The following is a 17,308-nucleotide window of genomic DNA, read 5'->3' as shown; positions in this document are numbered from 1 at the left end:
GAGTACCGAAGCGACCCGAAGATCTGTGCCAACTGCCCCACCCGACATCTGTGTACCCACTCCAAAGACTGTGTTAATTCCTCGCCCACTTACTGTGCAGGCATACGATATCTCCGTTCTTGTTACTGTAAAATCGGATGTCTCGTGTGCGCTCACCTAAGCGTTCCATACGACACCCCTCCCCAAAAAGTTTGTTTCCCCAGTGGCTTATATCTCCATCAGTTTTCTATATCAGCAAATTTTTATCTTAATTTTTTGAATTAACTCAAAATTTTGATGATGGCACGGAATTAGCTCAAAATTTTGCGTCCAAAAATTGAATTAAATCAAAAATTTGATGATACTACCCGCAAATTTTTCATTTAATTCAAATTTCGCTGTCAATTTTTTGAGTTAATTGCCATTTTCCTTAGATACCATGTGGTCGTCCCACTCCAACCTGGTCGTTTGTCCAACCATTTTGACCACAAGCTGCTCGACAATTCTTTTTCCGAAAAAGTTCGGTAAAAGTCAGAATCAAGATAAAACCGGGCTAAAAACAGAAAATAAATAAAAAAAGAGCCCGGGGAAACGAATTTCCTCGGGCTCTTTTGTGAGTCATTATTTAGGGACAATGTGCTTGTTTGCGGGGGGACAAGTACAGGCTTACTTGCCCAGCTGCTTGGCAATCTCCTCGGCGAAGTTCTCCTGCTTCTTCTCGATGCCCTCGCCCTTCTCGAAGCGGACGGCGTTCTTGAAGGTGACGGTGCCGCCCAGGGCCTTGGCGGCAGAGGCGATATACTGCTCCACGCTCATGGAGTTGTCCTTCACGAACTCCTGCTGCAGCAGGCAGTTCTCCTTGTAGAACTTGCCCATCTTGCCGGCCACGATGCCCTCCTTCACCTTGTCGGGCTTGGAAGCCATCTTGGGGTCGTTGGCCATCTGCACCAGCAGGATCTTCTTCTCCTCCTCCAGCGTGGACTCGTCCACCTGGCTCTTATCCCAGAAGCGGGGGTTCAGAGCGGCGATCTGCATGGCCACGTCCTTGCCCACGGTCTCCACCTGCTCGGCGTTCAGGCTGGTCTCCAGGTTCACCAGCACGCCGATCTTGCCGCCGGCGTGGACGTAGGGGACGGAGATGCCGTCGGTAAAGAAGGCAAAGCGGCGGACCTTGATGTTCTCACCGATGACCAGCACCATCTCCTGCTGCTCCTCCTGCACGGAGCGGCCGTTGCCGTAGGGCAGGGCCATCAGGGCATCCAGGTCGGCGGGCTTGTTGGCGGCCACCACGGCGGCCACGCCCTTCACGAAGTCCACAAACTTCTCGTTCTTGCCCACGAAGTCGGTCTCGGCGTTGACCTCAACCACCACGCCCACGCCGTCCACAACGGCGGCGTAAGCCATGCCCTCGGCGGCGATGCGGCCGGCCTTCTTCTGGGAGGCGGCCAGGCCCTTCTCCCGCAGGATCTCAACGGCCTTGTCCATGTTGCCCTCGGCCTCGGTGAGGGCCTTCTTGCAGTCCATCATGCCCACGCCGGTCATTTCCCGCAGGGCCTGTACGTCTTTCGCAGTGATTGCCATGATGACATTACCTCCATTTTAAATCTCAAAAGGGAGCGCCCGCCCGCGCGGGCGGGCGCTCCAAAGCACGTTTCAGATTACTCGGCGTCGGCCTCGGCTTCCTTCTCGGCGGAAGCCTCGGCAGCGTCCTGACCCTGCTTGCCCTCCTGGATGGCGTTGGCCATCACGCCGGAGATGAGCTTGATGGCGCGGATGGCGTCATCGTTGCCGGGAATCACATAGTCGATCTCGTCGGGGTCGCAGTTGGTGTCCACGATGGCCACGATGGGGATGTGCAGCTTGCGGGCCTCGTTGATGGCGTTGCGCTCCTTGCGGGGGTCCACCACGAACAGCGCGCCGGGGAGCTTGCGCATCTCCACCACGCCGCCCAGGTACTTCTCCAGCTTGGCGATCTCGCCCAGGTGCTTCATGACTTCCTTCTTGGGCAGCATGTCGAAGGTGCCGTCCTCCTGCATCTTCTTCAGCTGGTTCAGACGGTCCACGCGGCCCCGCATGGTCTTGAAGTTGGTGAGCATGCCGCCCAGCCAGCGGGCGTTGACATAGTAGCCGCCGCAGCGGGTGGCCTCTTCCTTGATGGCCTCCTGGGCCTGCTTCTTGGTGCCCACGAAGAGCAGGGTCTGGCCGGACTCGCCCAGGGAGCGGACGAAGTTGTAGGCCTCCTCCAGCTTCTTCACGGTCTTCTGCAGGTCGATGATATAGATGCCGTTGCGCTCGGTGTAGATATAGGTGGCCATCTTGGGGTTCCAGCGGCGGGTCTGATGACCGAAGTGAACGCCCGCCTCGAGAAGCTGCTTCATAGATACGACTGCCATGGGGTAATTCCTCCTTTATTTGTTGATTCCTCCATCCGCTTCCTCCGAAGCCGGCCAACCCCTGTTCTCAGGAGCACCTGGCCCTCCGTCCACGGATGTGCGTAATCACATGCCCTGGTATAATACCACAGTCTTTCCCATTTTGCAAGGTTTTTTTCACTTTCAGTGCAAAAAAGAAGGCCCGGAAATCTCCGGGCCTCCCGCGTGGAATGATCTCAGTCCTGTCTCCAGAGGTCACTGACCTCATTCCAGTAGGTCTCGTTGCGGAAATAGTGGGGGCTAAAGCGGAAATGGGTCATCCCGTCGGGCTCCTCCTCGCCGTACAGCAGGCTGTTGTCGCCCACAAAGACCAGGTCCTTGATCTGGCCCACGTCGATGGGGGATTCCAGTTCAAAGCGGACGTGGTCTGCCCGGAAGAAGGTCTGCCCGGCCTCGTCATGGAAGACGTCCTGGACGCCGCCCCCCTTCTCGAACCGGGTCTGCACCATGGTGCCGTCCTCCAGCAGCACATACATCTGCCAGGGGCCGTTCTGAGCAAAGGCGGCGTCATAGGCATCTCCGTCGGGGATCACCAGGTCCATGGCCACGCTGATGGGAGAAATGGTCAGATTCTCCGCCGCCGCCAGGGTGACCCCGTTCAGATTGACGCCGCAGCGCCCCTCAAAGGAGTAGATCTCCGCCGTGGTCTCGATGGGTACGGTCAGGGTAAAGTCCATCCCGGACAGCACAGAGTACTCCTTTCCGTCCTTCAGCGCCCAGAGGTTGGACAGGTGGGTGACCCGGAGCCAGGCCGCCTCCTCCGGGAGGGTCTCATCCGAAATGATCTGGAACATCAGGGGGATCACCTGGTCGGCGGGGTCCGGGTCGTCCACCACCTGGAAGGCCCAGCCCCAGCTGCGGGGATTTACCTGCTGGGCGCACGCCTCGTCCTCATAGAAGGTGGCGGAACACTCCCCGTATTCCTCGCCCAGCCAGAAACTCCGTCCGTCCGCCGTCTTCTCCGGCGTGGGAAGCCCCACCCCCGCCGGCGCGGTAAAGTCCATCAGTACATAGACCTTTTCCTGATCCTTGACCACCTCCCGGATGGCGATGGAGGCCCCGGAGCCGTTTTGATCCTTAAAGGTCAGGTCCAGCCGCTCTGCGCCCAGCTGTTGAGCCTGAGTGTCGTCGGTGATGCCGAACAGCTCCCGGAAGGCCGGGGATATCTCCGCCAGGGAGACCGCCCCCGCCGCGCCCAGCAGCAGGGAAACCGCCGCCACCGCCGCCACCAGGCCCCGGTAGGGCATGCGCATCCGCCAGGGTCTGGTCTCCGCCCGTCCCGTCGTCAGGCGGCGGGTCAGCTCCGCTTTCTCCCCGGGGGTAAATCTCATCTGCTCCAATTCATCCCGATAGTTTGCCATAGCCCAGTACCTCCAATCCCAGTCTCAGTTTCTGCCGGGCCCGGCTCATCCTGGCCCGCACCGTCTCCGGCCGGAGACCCAGCATATCCGCGATTTCGTTGGTGTCGTAGCCCATGTAGTAGTAGAGCACCAGCACCTCCCGGTACTTGGCGGGCAGGCGCTGGACCTCCTCCAGCACGCCTCCCTCCTCCGGTTGGAAGGATGCCTGCTCCGCCACCGTGTCCAGCCCCACGGTCCGGGTACGCCAGGGGCTGCGGCGGAGATTTTTGCAGGTGTTCACCGTCACCCGCACCAGCCAGGCCCGCTCATGCTCCGGGTTCTCAAACTCCCCGGCATGGACCAGCCGCTTGAGCAGCACCTCCTGGCACACATCCTGGGCGTCGGGTACAGAGTTCAGAATAGAGTAGGCCACCCGCAGCAGCTGGTCCGAATAGGTCTCCACCAACCGCCGGGCCAGCTTCTCTCTTTCCTGCTGTTCCACAGTCCTCCCTCCTTATTTTTCTCTTCACCCAGTAAACACTTCAGGGCGGCCAAAGGTGACAAAACTGCCGCGGCGGAACCCAGGTTTTTCATGGGTCCGCCGCGGCAGCTCCGGCAGTTTCGGTTTCAGTTGTTCATCTGGGCGCTCATGGCCTGGTCAAAGTGCTCGTTAATCTGCTTGGTGAACTCCAGGGCGGCGTTGTAGCCCATCTTCTTGTGGCGGTTGTTCATGGCGGCCACCTCAATGATGACAGCCAGGTTCCGGCCCGGCTTCACAGGGACGGTAAGGGAGGGGACCTTCACATCCAGAATGGTGGTATAGAGATTTTCCAGGCCCAGCCGGTCGTACATGGCCCCGTCCTTCCACTGCTCCAGATTGATGACCATGTCGATATCCGCCTCTTCCTTGACGGCGCTCATGCCGAACAGGCGGCGCACGTCGATGACGCCGATGCCCCGCAGCTCAATATAGTGGCGGATTAGCTCGGGGGCGGTCCCCACCAGGCCGCCGGTGACGGTCTGCTTGATCTCCACCGCATCGTCGGCAATCAGGCGGTGGCCCCGCTTTACCAGCTCAATGGCGGTCTCGCTCTTGCCCACGCCGGACTCGCCCAGCAGCAGCACGCCCTCGCCGTACACCTCCACCAGTACCCCGTGGCGGGTGATGCGGGGGGCCAGGTAGGATTTCAGCGAGGCGATGATGGTGCTCATCAGCACACTGGTGGTGTCCTGACTGCGGAGCACGGTGCGGTCGTACTTCTCCGCCATCTCCATGCACTCCGGATAGGGGTCAATCCCCCGGGAGATGATGAGGGCCGGGATATCCTGACTGAGCAGCTGCTCGAAGCTGGCCCGCCGCTGGTCGGGAGTCAGGCCCTCCAGATAGGTGTCCTCCACCTTGCCGATGACCTGGAGCCGGTGTGGGTCGAAGTAGTCAAAAAAACCGGTGAGCTGCAAACCAGGCCGGTTCACATCCTCGGTGCGGATGGGGCGGTCCTCGTAGCCCGCCGCCCCCCGCAGTACCTCCAGCTTGAACTGCTTGATCAGCTCGCCCAATTTGACGCTGTACAGACTTTCCATCATCCATGCCTCCCTGGTTTTTCCTTTGGGGGTATTATACCATTTCTTTCCCGGAAAATGCAACCAGCGCTTTCTTCTACAAATGTAGTTGACTTATATCTTCTACTATTGTAGAATAAAGAAAAAGGAGGTGCCGTGATGAATCAGACCATGCGCCGCCTGCCGGACGCCGAGCTGGAGGTGATGCAGGCCCTGTGGCGGTGTGAGCCCCCCGCCGCCCGGAGCGACGTGGAGGGCCGGCTCCGCCGCACCCTGGCGCCCACCACTCTGCTCACCCTGCTGGCCCGGCTGGGGGAGAAGGGCTTTCTCCGGGTGGACAGGGAGGGACGCCGGAGCCTGTACACCCCCCTCATTTCCCAGGCCGACTACCTGGCGGCCCAGAGCCGCACCTTTGTGGAAAAGGTGTGCGGCGGCAGCCTGCCCGCCTTTGCCGCTGCCCTGTGTGACAGCGGCCTGACCCGGGAGGAGCTGGACGAGCTGCGAACCCTGCTGGAGGAGGGACGGCTATGAACGGCAGCTGGCTGTTTTATCGGCTGCTCCTGGGGCTGACCTGCGGCGCTGTATTTGCTGTGGCACTTCGTTGGCGGAGCGAGGGCGGCACCCCTCTGGGGAAGAAAAAGTCCAGGTATGCACCTTATTTTTCTTACTGGCTGCTTCCTCTGCTGCTGCTGTTTGAGCTGCTCCTTTTCCCTGTTCTGGAGCAACAGGGAAAAGGGGGCGTCCTGCCGGGTATTCTGTTCCAGGTATTTTTGCAGCTGGCGGTGTACGACGGGGTGCTGCTGCTCCTGCTCCCTCTGCTGCGGCGGTGGCTTCGGCCCGAGACCTGTGTGGTGCTGTGGCTGCTACCCAACTACCTCTATCTGGCCCAGCAGAGCTTGATCCAGCCCTCCCGGCCCCTGCTGGTGCTCTCCATCCCCGGCTGGGCCATGCCAATCATCTGTCTCATCTGGCTGGCCGGTTTTGTTGGGGTGCTGGGGTGGAAGATCCTCTCCCACCTGCGGTTCCGGCGGCATATTTTGCAGGATGCCCGGCTTGTTACCGATCCCCCTACCTCCAAACTATGGCAGGATCTGAGAGATTGGGCGGGTGTAGGCAGGAAAAAGTATCCGCTTGTTACCTCGCCCCATGTTACCGCTCCCTTGTCCGTCGGCCTGTTCGCCTCCACCATCCAGGTAGTGCTGCCGGAGCGGGACTACAGCCGGGAGGAGCTGGACCTCATTCTCCGCCATGAGCTGATCCACATCGGCCGGGGGGATAGCTCGGCCAAGTTCTTCCTGGCCTTCTGCTCCGCCCTGTGCTGGTTCAACCCCCTGGTATGGGCCGCCATGGCCCGGGGGGCGGAGGAGCTGGAGCTGAACTGCGACCAAGAGGTGCTGAACTGGGCGGGGGAGGAGAGGGGAGAGGAATACGCCCGGCTGCTGCTGCGCACCGCCGGGGAGCAGGCGGGCTTCACCACCTGCCTGTCCGCTTCCGCCGCTTCCCTGCGCTACCGGCTGCGCCAGGTGCTGCATCCTGTGGAGCGGGGCCTGCACAGCGGGGTGGCGGGGCTGGCCATTTTCGCCCTCATTCTCACCGGCGGCTTGGTCTCCCTGGACTATGACGCAGGCACCGTCCAAGAGGTCCTCTCCCGCCGGGGAACCCGGGAGATTTCCGGGATTGAGCAGATTTACCGCTTCCACGACAGCAGAAACGGCTCCCTCTGCCGGGCGGACAGCCAGCAGGTCCTGCTGGACTATGTGGAGGGTCTGAAGCTCCGGAGCGTGGCTGGCTTTGTCTCCTACGAGAGCGGCGGGGAGGAGCTGTGGCTGGAGTGCCGCCTGGATGGGGAGGACTACTTCCGCCTGGTGGTGCAGGACAACCTGGTGCACATTTACCCCGTCAACCGGCCCTACAGCCCCTGGTCCTACCGGGTGGCCGGGGAGGTGGACTGGACCTGGCTGGACAGCCGGCTCACTCCGGAATAGGCGGGAAATAATTTGCCGTTTTTGAAAAAAACACTTGCAATTTTCACCTGCCTCTGCTATTATATCATTCGATGCTTTGTAAAAAGCGTATCCTGACGAGCGAGGAGGTATAAGCGAATGGCCAAATGTGAATTTTGCGACAAGGGCGTTGTGTTCGGCATTCAGGTTTCCCACTCTCACCGCCGCTCCAACCGCCCCTGGAAGCCCAATGTGAAGCGCGTCAAGGCGATTGTCAACGGCACGCCCAAGCACGTCTATGTGTGCACCAGATGCCTCCGTTCGGGTAAGGTCACCCGCGCTGTGTAATTGCATAGATCAGAAAGAGGTCAGCCTGTCGGCTGACCTCTGAGCCTGTCGAAAAAGACCGTTGGCCTTTTCCGACAAAAGGCTGCATGACGGATCGGCCTCGATTTCTTGCGAAATAGTCACCCGATCCGTCATGTGAAGTGTCATTTCCGAGGCACATGTCCCCGGAAATGACGAATTTCAGTTTGATTCTGTCGCCTGCGGGCGACAGAACTCTGCGAGGCTCTCTACGGGGGAGGTTTTTCGACAAGCTGAGAGGTCAGCCTGTCGGCTGACCTCTTTTGCGGTAGGGAACTCTGCTGACGGCCCCCGGCGCAGTCCGATCTGCGCCGGGGGCCGCTGTTGTTGGATGCCTGTGGCCTATCCGCCGGCGGGCGGCTGAGATTCCGCCGGCGGCGTCTCGGTGGGGACGGAGGTGGAGGGGGGAGTGGACTCGGTGACGGGAGGCGTGGTTTCGCCCCCCGGTGTCTCCAGAGGCGGCAGGTTGTAGTCGGGATAGGTGGTCTCGTCCGCCGGGTTGAAGCCGGGCCACTGCTCCGGAGTGGGCCAGGTGGACGGGTCGTACCGGTTAAAGGCGTAGGGATCATATTGGGTTGTGGGCGGGGGAACGGGAGCGGTGGTGTGCACGTCGCAGCTGCCCTGCGCCTCCAGGAAGCTGTACAGGTAGCTGCCGTCCCGGGCGGAGGCGCCGGCCACATCCTCCCGGCTGTAGTCCAGGATTCCGATGGTCTCCACCGTGGTCTCGGTGATGCCCAGAGTCTCGTCAATCTCCCGGGGACAGAACTCCCCGGCCAGGTGGTACAGGCCGGAGATGGCCTCCCCGTTGGCGTCCACCACCGGGCTGGCGGTACACACCTCCACCTCCTTGTGGAGGGCACACTGCTCGGAGGGGATGTCCCCCTCAAACAGGGTGACGCTGATGATGCGGCTGCCCCTGGGGTCGGAGGCGCAGGCCTCGGTGGCCAGCAGGCCGCTGTCCTGGCAGATCTGTACCGTCTTGGTGCCGCTGGCCTGGCTGAAGCTCTTGTTCTCCAACCCCTCGTGGATGGGCGCCATCACCTTTTTCCACAGGGATACCGCCGGGTTTCCATCACTGTAGATGCGCTCCGGATTCTGATAGCCCACCCACACCGCAGCGGTGTAATAGGGGGTGTAGCCCACAAACCAGCGGTCGTTGTTGGAGGTGGTGGAGCCGGTCTTGCCGGCCACCGTCATGCCGGAGAGCTGGGCAGCCGTACCGGTGGCGCCGCTGTATCTGCCGTTGACCACGCCCTTGAGCAGCTCGTTCATATACCAGGTGGTCTTGGTGGAGAGCACGGCCTCGGGCTCGCTGACGGTGTTGTCCAGCAGCACCTCCTCCACACCGTCCACCTCCCGGGTGACCTTGGTGTAGGTCTTGGGTTCCACATACAGTCCGTCCCGGGGGAAGACCGAATAGGCCGCCGCCATATCCATAACGCTGACGCCGTTGGTCAGGCCGCCCAGGCCAAGCTGGCTGGTACCGTAGTCGTTCTTGATCTCGCCGCCCACCACCAGCTCTTCCACCAGGTCAATGTGGAAATTCTCCTGCATAAACTGGAAGGAGGTCTCCACGCCCAGCTGCTCCAGGGCGCGTACCGCCACCGGGTTGGAGGAGACGGCCACGGCGGGAGCCAGGTTCAGCAGACCCTTGTAGTGCAGGTAGGAGTTGGCCGGCCAGGCCTTGCCGCTGTACACCTGCACCGGATAATCGTCAAAGGCGGAGGCGGGGGTGATGACCCCATACTCCAGGGCGGGGGCGTACACCGACAGGGGCTTGATGGAGGAGCCAGGCTGCCGGTAGGTGCCGCTGGCCATGTTGAGCAGCAGGTTGCCCTCCTTCTCACCCAGGGCGCCGGCCAGGCCCGCCACGTTGCCCTCCGGATCAATGATGACGATGGCCGATTGGATTTCCTGCCCGCTTTTGGATACCAGATCCAGGCTGCTCCGGTTGTAATAAACCGACTCCACAATGGACTGGATGTTCTGATCCACGCAGGCATAGATGTTCAGACCGCCGGAGAGCACCATGTCCTCGGCAATCTGCTCGGAATAGTCGTACTTCTCCATCAGATCCTCAATAACGTCGGAGATCACCTGCTCGTCGTACCAGTTGTAGATGACGCCGGGCTTCTTCTCATCCTGCTCCCGGACGAAGTTCAGCTCCTCGGCAATGGCGGCGTCATACTCCGCCTGGCTGATCATGCCCAAATCCAGCATCTTCCACAGCACCAGCTCCTGGCGCTGCTTGTTCCGCTCCCGGCCGGTGGTGACCACCCCATCGGCATTGGTCATACGCACGGTGGAGTTGGGGCCGTAAATGGTGGGATTGTTGGTAATGGAGATGAGACTGGCGCTCTCGGCCAGGCTCAGCTCCGACACATCCTTGCCGAAATAGTTCTCGGCGGCGGTGGCCACCCCGTAGCAGCCGTCCCCCAGGTAGATATAGTTGAGGTACCACTCCAGAATCTGGTCTTTGGAATAGGTGCCGTCAAAGTCCAGCGCCCGGAAGATCTCCAGGATCTTCCGCTTCACCGTCACGTCGTCGTACTGGGTGAAGTTTTTGATGAACTGCTGGGTGATGGTGGAGCCGCCCTGGATGTCCTGCCCGGTGAACATGAGAAAGACGCCGTACAGGGTGCGCTTCCAGTTGACCCCGTGGTGTTCCCGGAAGGTCTCGTCCTCAATGGCGATGGTGGCATCCTGTAAAGGCTTGGGAATCTCGCTCAGGCTTACCAGCTTCCGGTTCTCGCTGCCGTGAAGGGAGAGGTGCTCCACATACGCCCCGGTGTCCGGGTCCTGATAGTAGATGGTGCTGGTTTCATTCATCACAAAGTTGGCTTCCAGATGGGATTGGGGAATGATGACGGTCCGGATATAGTTGACCGCGAAGCAGGCCAGGATCACCGAGGTGATGATCCCGATGAGCAGGAACGTCCCGATGATTTTGGCAATGGTGGCGCACACCACGGCCACGGGAGACGGCCCTCGCCGCCGCCGGTCGGGACGGGGATTCTGGTTGCTGGTTGCAGACAAAATGGCACCTCCGTTTTTCGCTTGGAAGTTGGTGAGGGGTACAATACAACAAAATATATTATAGCACGTTCTGTGTCTTTGTCCACCCTACCGCCTTCCTGTTTTGCCACATTTTGCAGGGTAAAAAATTTGGCATGTCTCACTCTTGCATTTTTAGACCGCTCAGGCTACAATAATAGACGAAGAAAAGGAAGGTATGGTGCCTGTTATGAGTGAAGAATTTGGCCCTGATTTCATCACCGTCACCGATGAGGACGGCAATGAATTTGAGCTGGAGCATTTGGACACCCTGGAGTACAACGGCCAGACCTACATGGCCTTCTTTCCCGCCGTTCAGGGGGAGGAGGGGGATGAGGTCCGGGATGTGGACCTGGACGATGAGGAATACGGCCTGATTATCCTCAAGGCAGTGACGGTGGATGGGGAGGAGCAGCTCTCCACCCTGGACAGCGAGGAGGAGCTGGAGCTGGTGTACCAGCAGTTTATGGAAGCTCTGTTTGCCGACGAGGAGGAGTCCTGACGATTTCCTGCTCGGTGCGTGACGGATTTTATTTAAACCCACATCTCTTAAACGGGATGCCCCACTCATGACGTGGACCGCAGGCCTCCCGGCCCCCTCCGAGGTCGGCTGGAAGTTGGAAGCGACGAAGCGCCATGGAGGCAACCCACCTGCCATTGCGTGCAGGTTTTAAATGGATCCGCACGGCCAGAGCGGGGTCCCCCACGAAACTCAGGTTTCGTGGGGTTTTTCTTTTCAAAACTGAATAAAGTGTAAAACCTGTTTTTTATACTTGAAAGCGGGACAAAATTCCGATATAATAATTCACTGTCTATGGTTCCCCTGCTATGGCAGGAACACTTATCGAGAGGACTGAAGCTATCAATGAGCGCATCCAGAGAAAAAAAGCAGCGCCAGGGCGACCTTGCTCAGGGCCTGACCCAGAAGCAGCGCCAGGAGCTGAAGGAGCAGCAGGCGGCCAAGCGCAAGGCCGTTCTGTATACCGGAATCGGCATTGTGATCGCCGTGCTGGTGGTGATTCTGCTGGTATGGCACTCCGGCATCTTCCAGCGCCGGGCCACCGCCCTGAGCGTGGGCGGACGGGATTACAACGTCAATGATGTAAACTACTACTTCTATACCGCGCTGACGGAGGAATACTATTACGCCAACATGTTCGGCGGCGCTGCCTTTGACCCCACAGCGGACCTCCACACCCAGTATGTGGACGAGGAGGAGACCCAGAGCTATTACGACTACTTCCTGGAGCAGGCCGTCGAGAGACTGACCGAGGCCGCCGCCCTGGAGAACGCCGCCGCGGAGGAGGGCTACACCCTCACCGAAGAGGACAAGGCGTCGGTGGAGGAGAACCTGGCCTCCTATGAGTCCTACGCCCAGCAGAGCTATCCCAACCTGGAGAGCTTTCTGAAGGCCAATTTCGGACGGTATATGACCACCTCCGCCTTCCGCACCTGTCTGGAGCGGGCAACCCTGGTGGACAGCTACAAGAACGCCTACCTGGACAAGCAGGAGGTCACCGGCGAGGAGCTGGACGCCTACTACGAGGAGAACGCCGACGCTCTGGACAGCTATGACTACCGCTATATCCTGGTGGACGGTTCCGTGCCTGAGACCACCGACGAGGAGGGCAACACCGTGGAGCCCACCGAGGAGGAGACCGCCGCCGCCATGCAGGCCGCCGAGGTGAAGGCCAACCAGTTTGCCGACGCGGTGCGGGCCGCCGAGGACAGGGAGGCCGCCTTCATTGAGCTGGCGCCCGACTATGTCAGCGAGAGCAGCAGAGACAGCTACGCGGAAGACCCCGACCGCTCCCTCACCACCGGTACCCTGGGCAGCTCCCTGGTCTACTATGACTACGGCAGCTGGCTCCAGGAAGCGGGACGCGCCGCCGGCGATGTCACCGTTATCGAGGGGACCGACAGCTATTATGTAGTGCTGTTCCTGGACCGCTATCGGGTGGAGGAGCCTACGGTGGACATCCGCCATATCCTCATCAAGGCGGAGACCGCTGAGGCGGACGACGAGACCACCGAGGATGTGGACGAGTCCACCACCCCCACCCAGGAGGCGCTGGACGCCGCCAAGGCCGAGGCCGAGGATCTGCTGGCCCAGTGGGAGGCCGGGGACAAGACCGCCGAATCCTTCGGCGCCCTGGCGAAGGAGTATTCCGACGACTCCGGCTCCAAGACCGCGGGCGGACTGTATGAGCATGTGACCAAGGGCCAGATGTTCGACGCCTTTGACGCCTGGATTTTTGACCAGGCCCGCCAGAGCGGGGACACCACCCTGGTGGAGAACCCCCAGTCCGGCCAGCAGGGCTGGCATGTGATCTACTTCCAGGACTGGGCCGCTCCGGTGTGGGAGAACACCGCCGACAGCGCCATCCGCACCCAGCGCCAGACTGACTGGCTGACTGAGCTGACCGAGGGCCTGGAGGCCGTTCAGGGCAGCGGAATCAAGTACGTGGGCTGAGACACAGACAAAAAGGGCCTGCCGCACAGCGCGGCAGGCCCTTTTCAAAGGAGAGGCGTATGGACGAGCGATTTCTGAGAACGGAAATGCTGCTGGGCGGGGCGGCCATGGAGAAGCTGGCCGCCAGCCATGTGGCGGTATTCGGACTGGGGGGCGTGGGCAGCTGGTGCGCCGAGGCTCTGGCCCGGTCGGGGGTGGGCGCCCTCACCCTGGTGGACCACGACACCGTTGGTCTCACCAACCTGAACCGACAGGTGGAGGCCACCCTGTCCACCCTGGGGATGCCCAAGGCCCAGGCCATGGCGGAGCGGGTGGCGGAAATCAACCCCGCCTGCCGGGTGACCGTCCGGGCGGAAAAATATGAGGCGGAAACCAGGGAGGCCTTTTTTGCCCTTCGGTACGACTATGTGGTGGACTGCATCGACCTGGTGTCCTGCAAGCTGGACCTGATCGAGACTGCCCTGAGCCGGGGAATTCCCATCCTCTCCGCCCTGGGTACGGGAAACAAGCTGGACCCCTCCCAGTTCCGCATCGGGGACATCGCCAAAACCGAGGGCTGCCCCCTGGCCCGGGTGGTACGCAAGGAGCTACGCGCCAGGGGTATCTGCCACCATCGGGTCCTCTGGTCCCCGGAGCCTCCCCGGACGGCGGAGCAGCGCGAGGCGCCTCCGCCCGGCCGCCGCTCTGTCCCCGGCAGCGTGGCCTGGGTGCCGCCGGTGGCCGGGCTGATGATGGCGGGGGACGTCATTTGCTCCCTGACCGGAATCCAGACATAGCGCATAAAAGCATCCCTCCGCCGGCAGACTAAGGCCACGGAGGGATGTGTTTTGAGCAGAGCAAACGGGAAGTGGCTCCGCCCCGCCCTGGCGGGGGCGGCGGCGGGCGCGGTCAACGGCTTTTTCGGCGGGGGAGGGGGGATGCTCCTGGTCCCTCTGCTGGCCGGGTGGTGCGCCCTGGGACAGCGGAAAGCCTTTGCCACCTCGGTGGCCGTTATCCTGCCGCTGTGCGCCCTCTCCGCCGCCATCTACCTGTTCCGGGGCGGGGTGGACTTTGCCGCCGCTCTGCCCTACCTGGCCGGGGGGCTGCTGGGAGGGCTGCTGGGGGGCAGGTTGTTCAAGGGGCTGAATATGACCTGGCTCCGCCGGGGCTTCGCCCTGCTCATCCTCTACGGCGGCGTGAGGACCCTGCTGGGATGAGGGCGTGGCTGCTCCCCCTGCTGGCCGGAGCCGCCGCCGGCATTCTGTCCGGCTTCGGCGTGGGCGGCGGCACCCTGCTGCTTCTCTATCTGAGCGGCTTTGCCGGCCTGCCCCAGGCCCAGGCTCAGGGGATCAACCTGCTCTATTTTCTGCCCGCCGCCGCCGCCTCCCTCCCCGCCCATTTCAAAAATGGCTATGTGGAGAGGTCCGTCCTCCTGCCCGCCATTGCCGCCGGACTGGCCGCCGCTGCCCTGGGGGCCTGGGCGGCCACCGGACTGGATACCGGTCTGCTGCGGCGGTGCTTCGGGGGATTCCTCATCCTGATTGGGCTGCGGGAGCTGTTTGCCCGGCCAAGCGGGCGCTGAGAGCGGTGTAGATGCCGCCGGCGCCGCCGTCGCCGCTGCCCACCAGATATGTGGCGTCCTTCGCCTGTATCAGCAGCCAGGGGCCGGTGCGGGGGTCCAGACAGACGGTGAGGGGACCGTATTCCTCGCAGCGCCAGCGGCCCTTGTCCACCGTATCCATGGCCGTTCCCGCCACCCGGCGGATATCCGGCAGCGCTTCCAGCAGTTCCACGGCGTCTATTTCTGTCAGGGGGATCTGGTAGCGGCTGGAGGCGTGAGCGGCCACCAGGGCGGTGTCTGTTAAGGCGAGAGTCACCGGAGCCCGCTCCTCTCCCATGATCCACACCCCCGCCAGGGGCATGAGCAGCAGCATGGCGGCGGTGAGGAGCATGATGACCTTGCCCGCAGGCCGGGCCATATTGACGGTGGTGTTGAGCCCCACCCGGGCGTTGATAATCAGATGACTGTCGTTGGGGTCATAGTAAAACATGCCCCAGAGCCACTTGTCGTCCTCGTCCACATAATAGTCCCGGCCGCTGCCGGCGGTGAGCCTCTCCTGGAGCTTCCGCAGCCGGAATTCCAGCCCCGCCATGGCCGCTACCATGGCCGCAGACAGGACAAACATCAGGATAAGCCCCGCCAGGGGGTGGTCAAAGGTGAGCAGCATGGCCCAGCTGAGCAGGGCCATGAACCAGGCCCCCCACAGCCAGCACCGCCGCCAGGCCCGGCGGCGCAGGCGGGTAAGGGCGGCGGTCAAATCCTCATTTTCATCCACTACCTCCGCCTTGCGGCGGAAGGCGAAGCGCCAGCACAGCCAGAACAGCGCCACGCAGCCCGGATTGAGGAGCAGAATCAGCCCCTCCAGAGACTCGCCCCGGCCCAACGCCCACCACACCGGCAGGACGCTCGCCACCAGGGGGAGGGCAAAGGCCCGGGCGGACGGCTTTTTGTCCTCCGGCCGGGCCGCTGCCCGCAAATCGGCCACCACCGTCTGCCGCCTCCGGTTTTCCCAGCCCAGCTCCCGCTTCAGGGCCTTCAGGGCCTTGTTGCACCGGACATAGGGTACCACGGGCAGAACAACACACAAGTCCGTCCACACCAGAAAGAGGGTGAGAGCCGGGCCGAAGGACACCGGCAGGAGGAGCAGCACCGCCGCCAAGGCCAGCAGAGCCAGGCAGGTCCGGCCCAGCTCCTTTTTGAACCTGGCCAGCAGGTCCAAAACCTCCGGATGGGTGCGGCCCTCGCAGGGAAAGGTCACCCCCACGGCGATGTTCTTTTTGAAGTTTGCCTCGTTTTTCAGAAAAAAGTACATCAGCGGGACCAGCCAGATGGTGCTGCCCCACAGAATCAGTTTGGCAATCATACGCACCCCTCCACGTCAAACAGCCTGCCGTACAGCTCCAGTGCCGCCGCCCGATCCGGCCCCGCCGGCCGCAGCTCGGACAGGCTCACCCGGAGAGGCAGCAGGGTGGCCGCCCCTGGCCCGGCATTGTCAGCTCCTGGTCCGCTTAAAGGTCAGGTATCCCTCCAGAATCAGGGTGGCGGCTACCGCGTCCACGGCCTTTTTGTGGTTTTTCATCCGCTTCCCCGAGGCGTGGAGGATGTTGTGGGCCTCCACAGTGGTGCGCCGCTCGTCCCACAGCACCGGCTTCAAGCCGCAGGCCGCCTCCGCCCGGGCGGCAAAGGCCCGGTACAGCTCCGCCCGGGGACCTTCGGTGCCGTCCATGTTCCGGGGGAAGCCCATCACCAGCTCCTCCACCTGATGCTCCCGCACCAGCCGGGCCAGCTCCGCCGCCACCTGCTCCGGCCTGCGGCTGTGGATCACGGTGGTGAAGCCGGCCAGCAGGCCGGTGGCATCGGAAATGGCAACCCCTGTCCGGGCGTCGCCGTAGTCAATGGCCATAATACGCAACAAGATCACTCCTTCCGGTACACTATACCGAAAAAAAGGGGAAAAAACAAGGGGAAAGTCCTTGACTTATGCCGGTCGGTATGGTATAGTTCACTTACCTATGAAAAAGGGCTCTTTTTTTGTGCGCATTTTTACGGTGTGATGACGCATGAAACCCTTTCCCTTCCCCGTGAGGACATAGGGAGGCAATGTGCCGAATCCGCACCGTAACGTGGTGGTAAGGGCGCCTTTGCGCGCCTGCCCGTTGCTGGATTCGGCCAAGGGCCGGGTCCAGCTTTTTGTTGGTCCGGTCAAACAATGAAGGAGGTGCCGAACATGGCGAAAGCCGGCAACCGGGTGAAAATCACCCTGCGCTGTTCTGAGTGCAAGCAGCGCAACTACAACACCAACAAGAACAAGAAGAACACTCCCGACCGTCTTGAGTTGAACAAGTACTGCCCCTTCTGCAGGAAGCACACGGTTCACAACGAAACCAAGTAATGAGTGCTGCGATGGCTCAGAAGAAAGAAGGGTTAAACGGAATGTCTGAAAACGAGAAGCTGGAACAGGCCGCTGAAAAGGCTGCCCCCGCTCCCGAAAAGCCCGCCAAGGCGGACAAGAAGAAGGACGTGAAGGCTGAGAAAAAGTCGAAGCCCGGCTTCTTCGCCCGGATCGGCAAGTGGTTCAAGGAGATGAAGAGCGAGCTGAAGAAGGTCCAGTGGCCCACCAA

18 protein-coding genes and 1 other RNA gene are annotated in these 17,308 nt (G+C 61.5%); 11 read left to right on the top strand and 8 right to left on the bottom strand.

Annotation, left to right across the window (positions count from 1 at the left end; translation table 11 throughout):
- Window positions 1-645 precede the first annotated feature (645 nt).
- From tsf to hprK, 5 genes are all read right to left on the bottom strand, one after another.
- Window positions 646-1,560, bottom strand: a complete 915-nt coding sequence (tsf, locus tag Q0J74_RS05990) for a translation elongation factor Ts (protein ID WP_297212106.1) — start codon at window positions 1,558-1,560, stop codon at window positions 646-648.
- 77 nt (window positions 1,561-1,637) lie between these two features.
- Window positions 1,638-2,372 (bottom strand): 30S ribosomal protein S2, encoded by a 735-nt coding sequence (rpsB, locus tag Q0J74_RS05985; protein ID WP_297212104.1) that lies wholly within the window; start codon window positions 2,370-2,372, stop codon window positions 1,638-1,640.
- Window positions 2,373-2,587: 215 nt separating this feature from the next.
- On the bottom strand, window positions 2,588-3,772 hold the full coding sequence (locus Q0J74_RS05980) for a DUF4179 domain-containing protein (RefSeq protein ID WP_297212101.1): 1,185 nt from the start codon (window positions 3,770-3,772) through the stop codon (window positions 2,588-2,590).
- On the bottom strand, window positions 3,753-4,253 hold the full coding sequence (locus Q0J74_RS05975) for an RNA polymerase sigma factor (protein ID WP_297212099.1): 501 nt from the start codon (window positions 4,251-4,253) through the stop codon (window positions 3,753-3,755). The genes Q0J74_RS05980 and Q0J74_RS05975 overlap by 20 nt, the downstream gene beginning before the upstream one ends.
- A 125-nt stretch (window positions 4,254-4,378) precedes the next feature.
- Window positions 4,379-5,335: an HPr(Ser) kinase/phosphatase gene (gene hprK / locus Q0J74_RS05970; protein ID WP_363315559.1), complete on the bottom strand. Its 957-nt coding sequence runs from the start codon at window positions 5,333-5,335 to the stop codon at window positions 4,379-4,381.
- A gap of 135 nt (window positions 5,336-5,470) precedes the next feature.
- Between hprK and Q0J74_RS05965 the strand changes: the two genes are divergently transcribed.
- The 3 genes from Q0J74_RS05965 to rpmB all read left to right on the top strand — a co-directional run bounded on the left by Q0J74_RS05965 (window position 5,471) and on the right by rpmB (window position 7,602).
- Window positions 5,471-5,842: a BlaI/MecI/CopY family transcriptional regulator gene (locus Q0J74_RS05965; protein ID WP_297212096.1), complete on the top strand. Its 372-nt coding sequence runs from the start codon at window positions 5,471-5,473 to the stop codon at window positions 5,840-5,842.
- Window positions 5,839-7,296 (top strand): M56 family metallopeptidase, encoded by a 1,458-nt coding sequence (locus tag Q0J74_RS05960; protein ID WP_297212094.1) that lies wholly within the window; start codon window positions 5,839-5,841, stop codon window positions 7,294-7,296. Before Q0J74_RS05965 ends, Q0J74_RS05960 begins: the two co-directional genes overlap by 4 nt.
- A 117-nt stretch (window positions 7,297-7,413) precedes the next feature.
- Window positions 7,414-7,602 carry a 50S ribosomal protein L28 gene (gene rpmB / locus Q0J74_RS05955; RefSeq protein ID WP_033116638.1) on the top strand — a complete coding sequence of 63 codons (189 nt, stop codon included), beginning with the start codon at window positions 7,414-7,416 and terminating at the stop codon, window positions 7,600-7,602.
- 360 nt (window positions 7,603-7,962) lie between these two features.
- Here the strand turns inward: rpmB and Q0J74_RS05950 are convergent, their stop codons facing one another.
- Window positions 7,963-10,656, bottom strand: coding sequence for a transglycosylase domain-containing protein (locus Q0J74_RS05950; protein ID WP_297212090.1), 2,694 nt, complete (start codon window positions 10,654-10,656; stop codon window positions 7,963-7,965).
- Between the two features lie 208 nt (window positions 10,657-10,864).
- On the opposite strand from Q0J74_RS05950, the gene Q0J74_RS05945 reads away from it, so the two are divergent.
- The 6 genes from Q0J74_RS05945 (at window position 10,865) to Q0J74_RS05920 (ending at window position 14,708) form a co-directional block, all read left to right on the top strand.
- Window positions 10,865-11,176, top strand: a complete 312-nt coding sequence (locus Q0J74_RS05945; protein ID WP_297212087.1) for a DUF1292 domain-containing protein — start codon at window positions 10,865-10,867, stop codon at window positions 11,174-11,176.
- 1 nt (window position 11,177) lies between these two features.
- Window positions 11,178-11,378: non-coding RNA, 6S RNA (ssrS, locus tag Q0J74_RS05940), on the top strand.
- Between the two features lie 161 nt (window positions 11,379-11,539).
- Window positions 11,540-13,147: a peptidylprolyl isomerase gene (locus Q0J74_RS05935; protein ID WP_297212084.1), complete on the top strand. Its 1,608-nt coding sequence runs from the start codon at window positions 11,540-11,542 to the stop codon at window positions 13,145-13,147.
- 59 nt (window positions 13,148-13,206) lie between these two features.
- The gene (locus tag Q0J74_RS05930) at window positions 13,207-13,923 is read left to right on the top strand and encodes a tRNA threonylcarbamoyladenosine dehydratase (protein ID WP_297212081.1); all 717 of its coding nucleotides are present in this window, start codon (window positions 13,207-13,209) and stop codon (window positions 13,921-13,923) included.
- Window positions 13,924-13,974: 51 nt separating this feature from the next.
- Window positions 13,975-14,343 (top strand): TSUP family transporter, encoded by a 369-nt coding sequence (locus tag Q0J74_RS05925; protein WP_297212078.1) that lies wholly within the window; start codon window positions 13,975-13,977, stop codon window positions 14,341-14,343.
- Window positions 14,340-14,708, top strand: coding sequence for a TSUP family transporter (locus tag Q0J74_RS05920; protein ID WP_297212074.1), 369 nt, complete (start codon window positions 14,340-14,342; stop codon window positions 14,706-14,708). Before Q0J74_RS05925 ends, Q0J74_RS05920 begins: the two co-directional genes overlap by 4 nt.
- Here Q0J74_RS05920 and Q0J74_RS05915 read toward each other — a convergent pair.
- Complete coding sequence (locus Q0J74_RS05915; RefSeq protein ID WP_297212071.1) at window positions 14,659-16,050, bottom strand: DUF5808 domain-containing protein; 1,392 nt, start codon at window positions 16,048-16,050, stop codon at window positions 14,659-14,661. The genes Q0J74_RS05920 and Q0J74_RS05915 overlap by 50 nt on opposite strands.
- A gap of 129 nt (window positions 16,051-16,179) precedes the next feature.
- Window positions 16,180-16,599, bottom strand: coding sequence for a Holliday junction resolvase RuvX (gene ruvX, locus Q0J74_RS05910; RefSeq protein WP_297212111.1), 420 nt, complete (start codon window positions 16,597-16,599; stop codon window positions 16,180-16,182).
- Between the two features lie 315 nt (window positions 16,600-16,914).
- On the opposite strand from ruvX, the gene rpmG reads away from it, so the two are divergent.
- Entirely contained in the window at window positions 16,915-17,079 is a 165-nt protein-coding gene (gene rpmG, locus Q0J74_RS05905) for a 50S ribosomal protein L33 (RefSeq protein ID WP_009259908.1), read from the top strand.
- Window positions 17,080-17,120: 41 nt separating this feature from the next.
- On the top strand, window positions 17,121-17,308 hold a 188-nt coding region (locus tag Q0J74_RS05900; protein WP_297212066.1), incomplete at its 3' end, for a preprotein translocase subunit SecE.

It is taken from the genome of uncultured Flavonifractor sp. (genome assembly GCF_944387675.1).
In the GTDB taxonomy this organism is placed as follows: Bacteria; Bacillota; Clostridia; order Oscillospirales; family Oscillospiraceae; genus Flavonifractor.
This window is presented reverse-complemented; position numbering and strand designations above follow the sequence as displayed.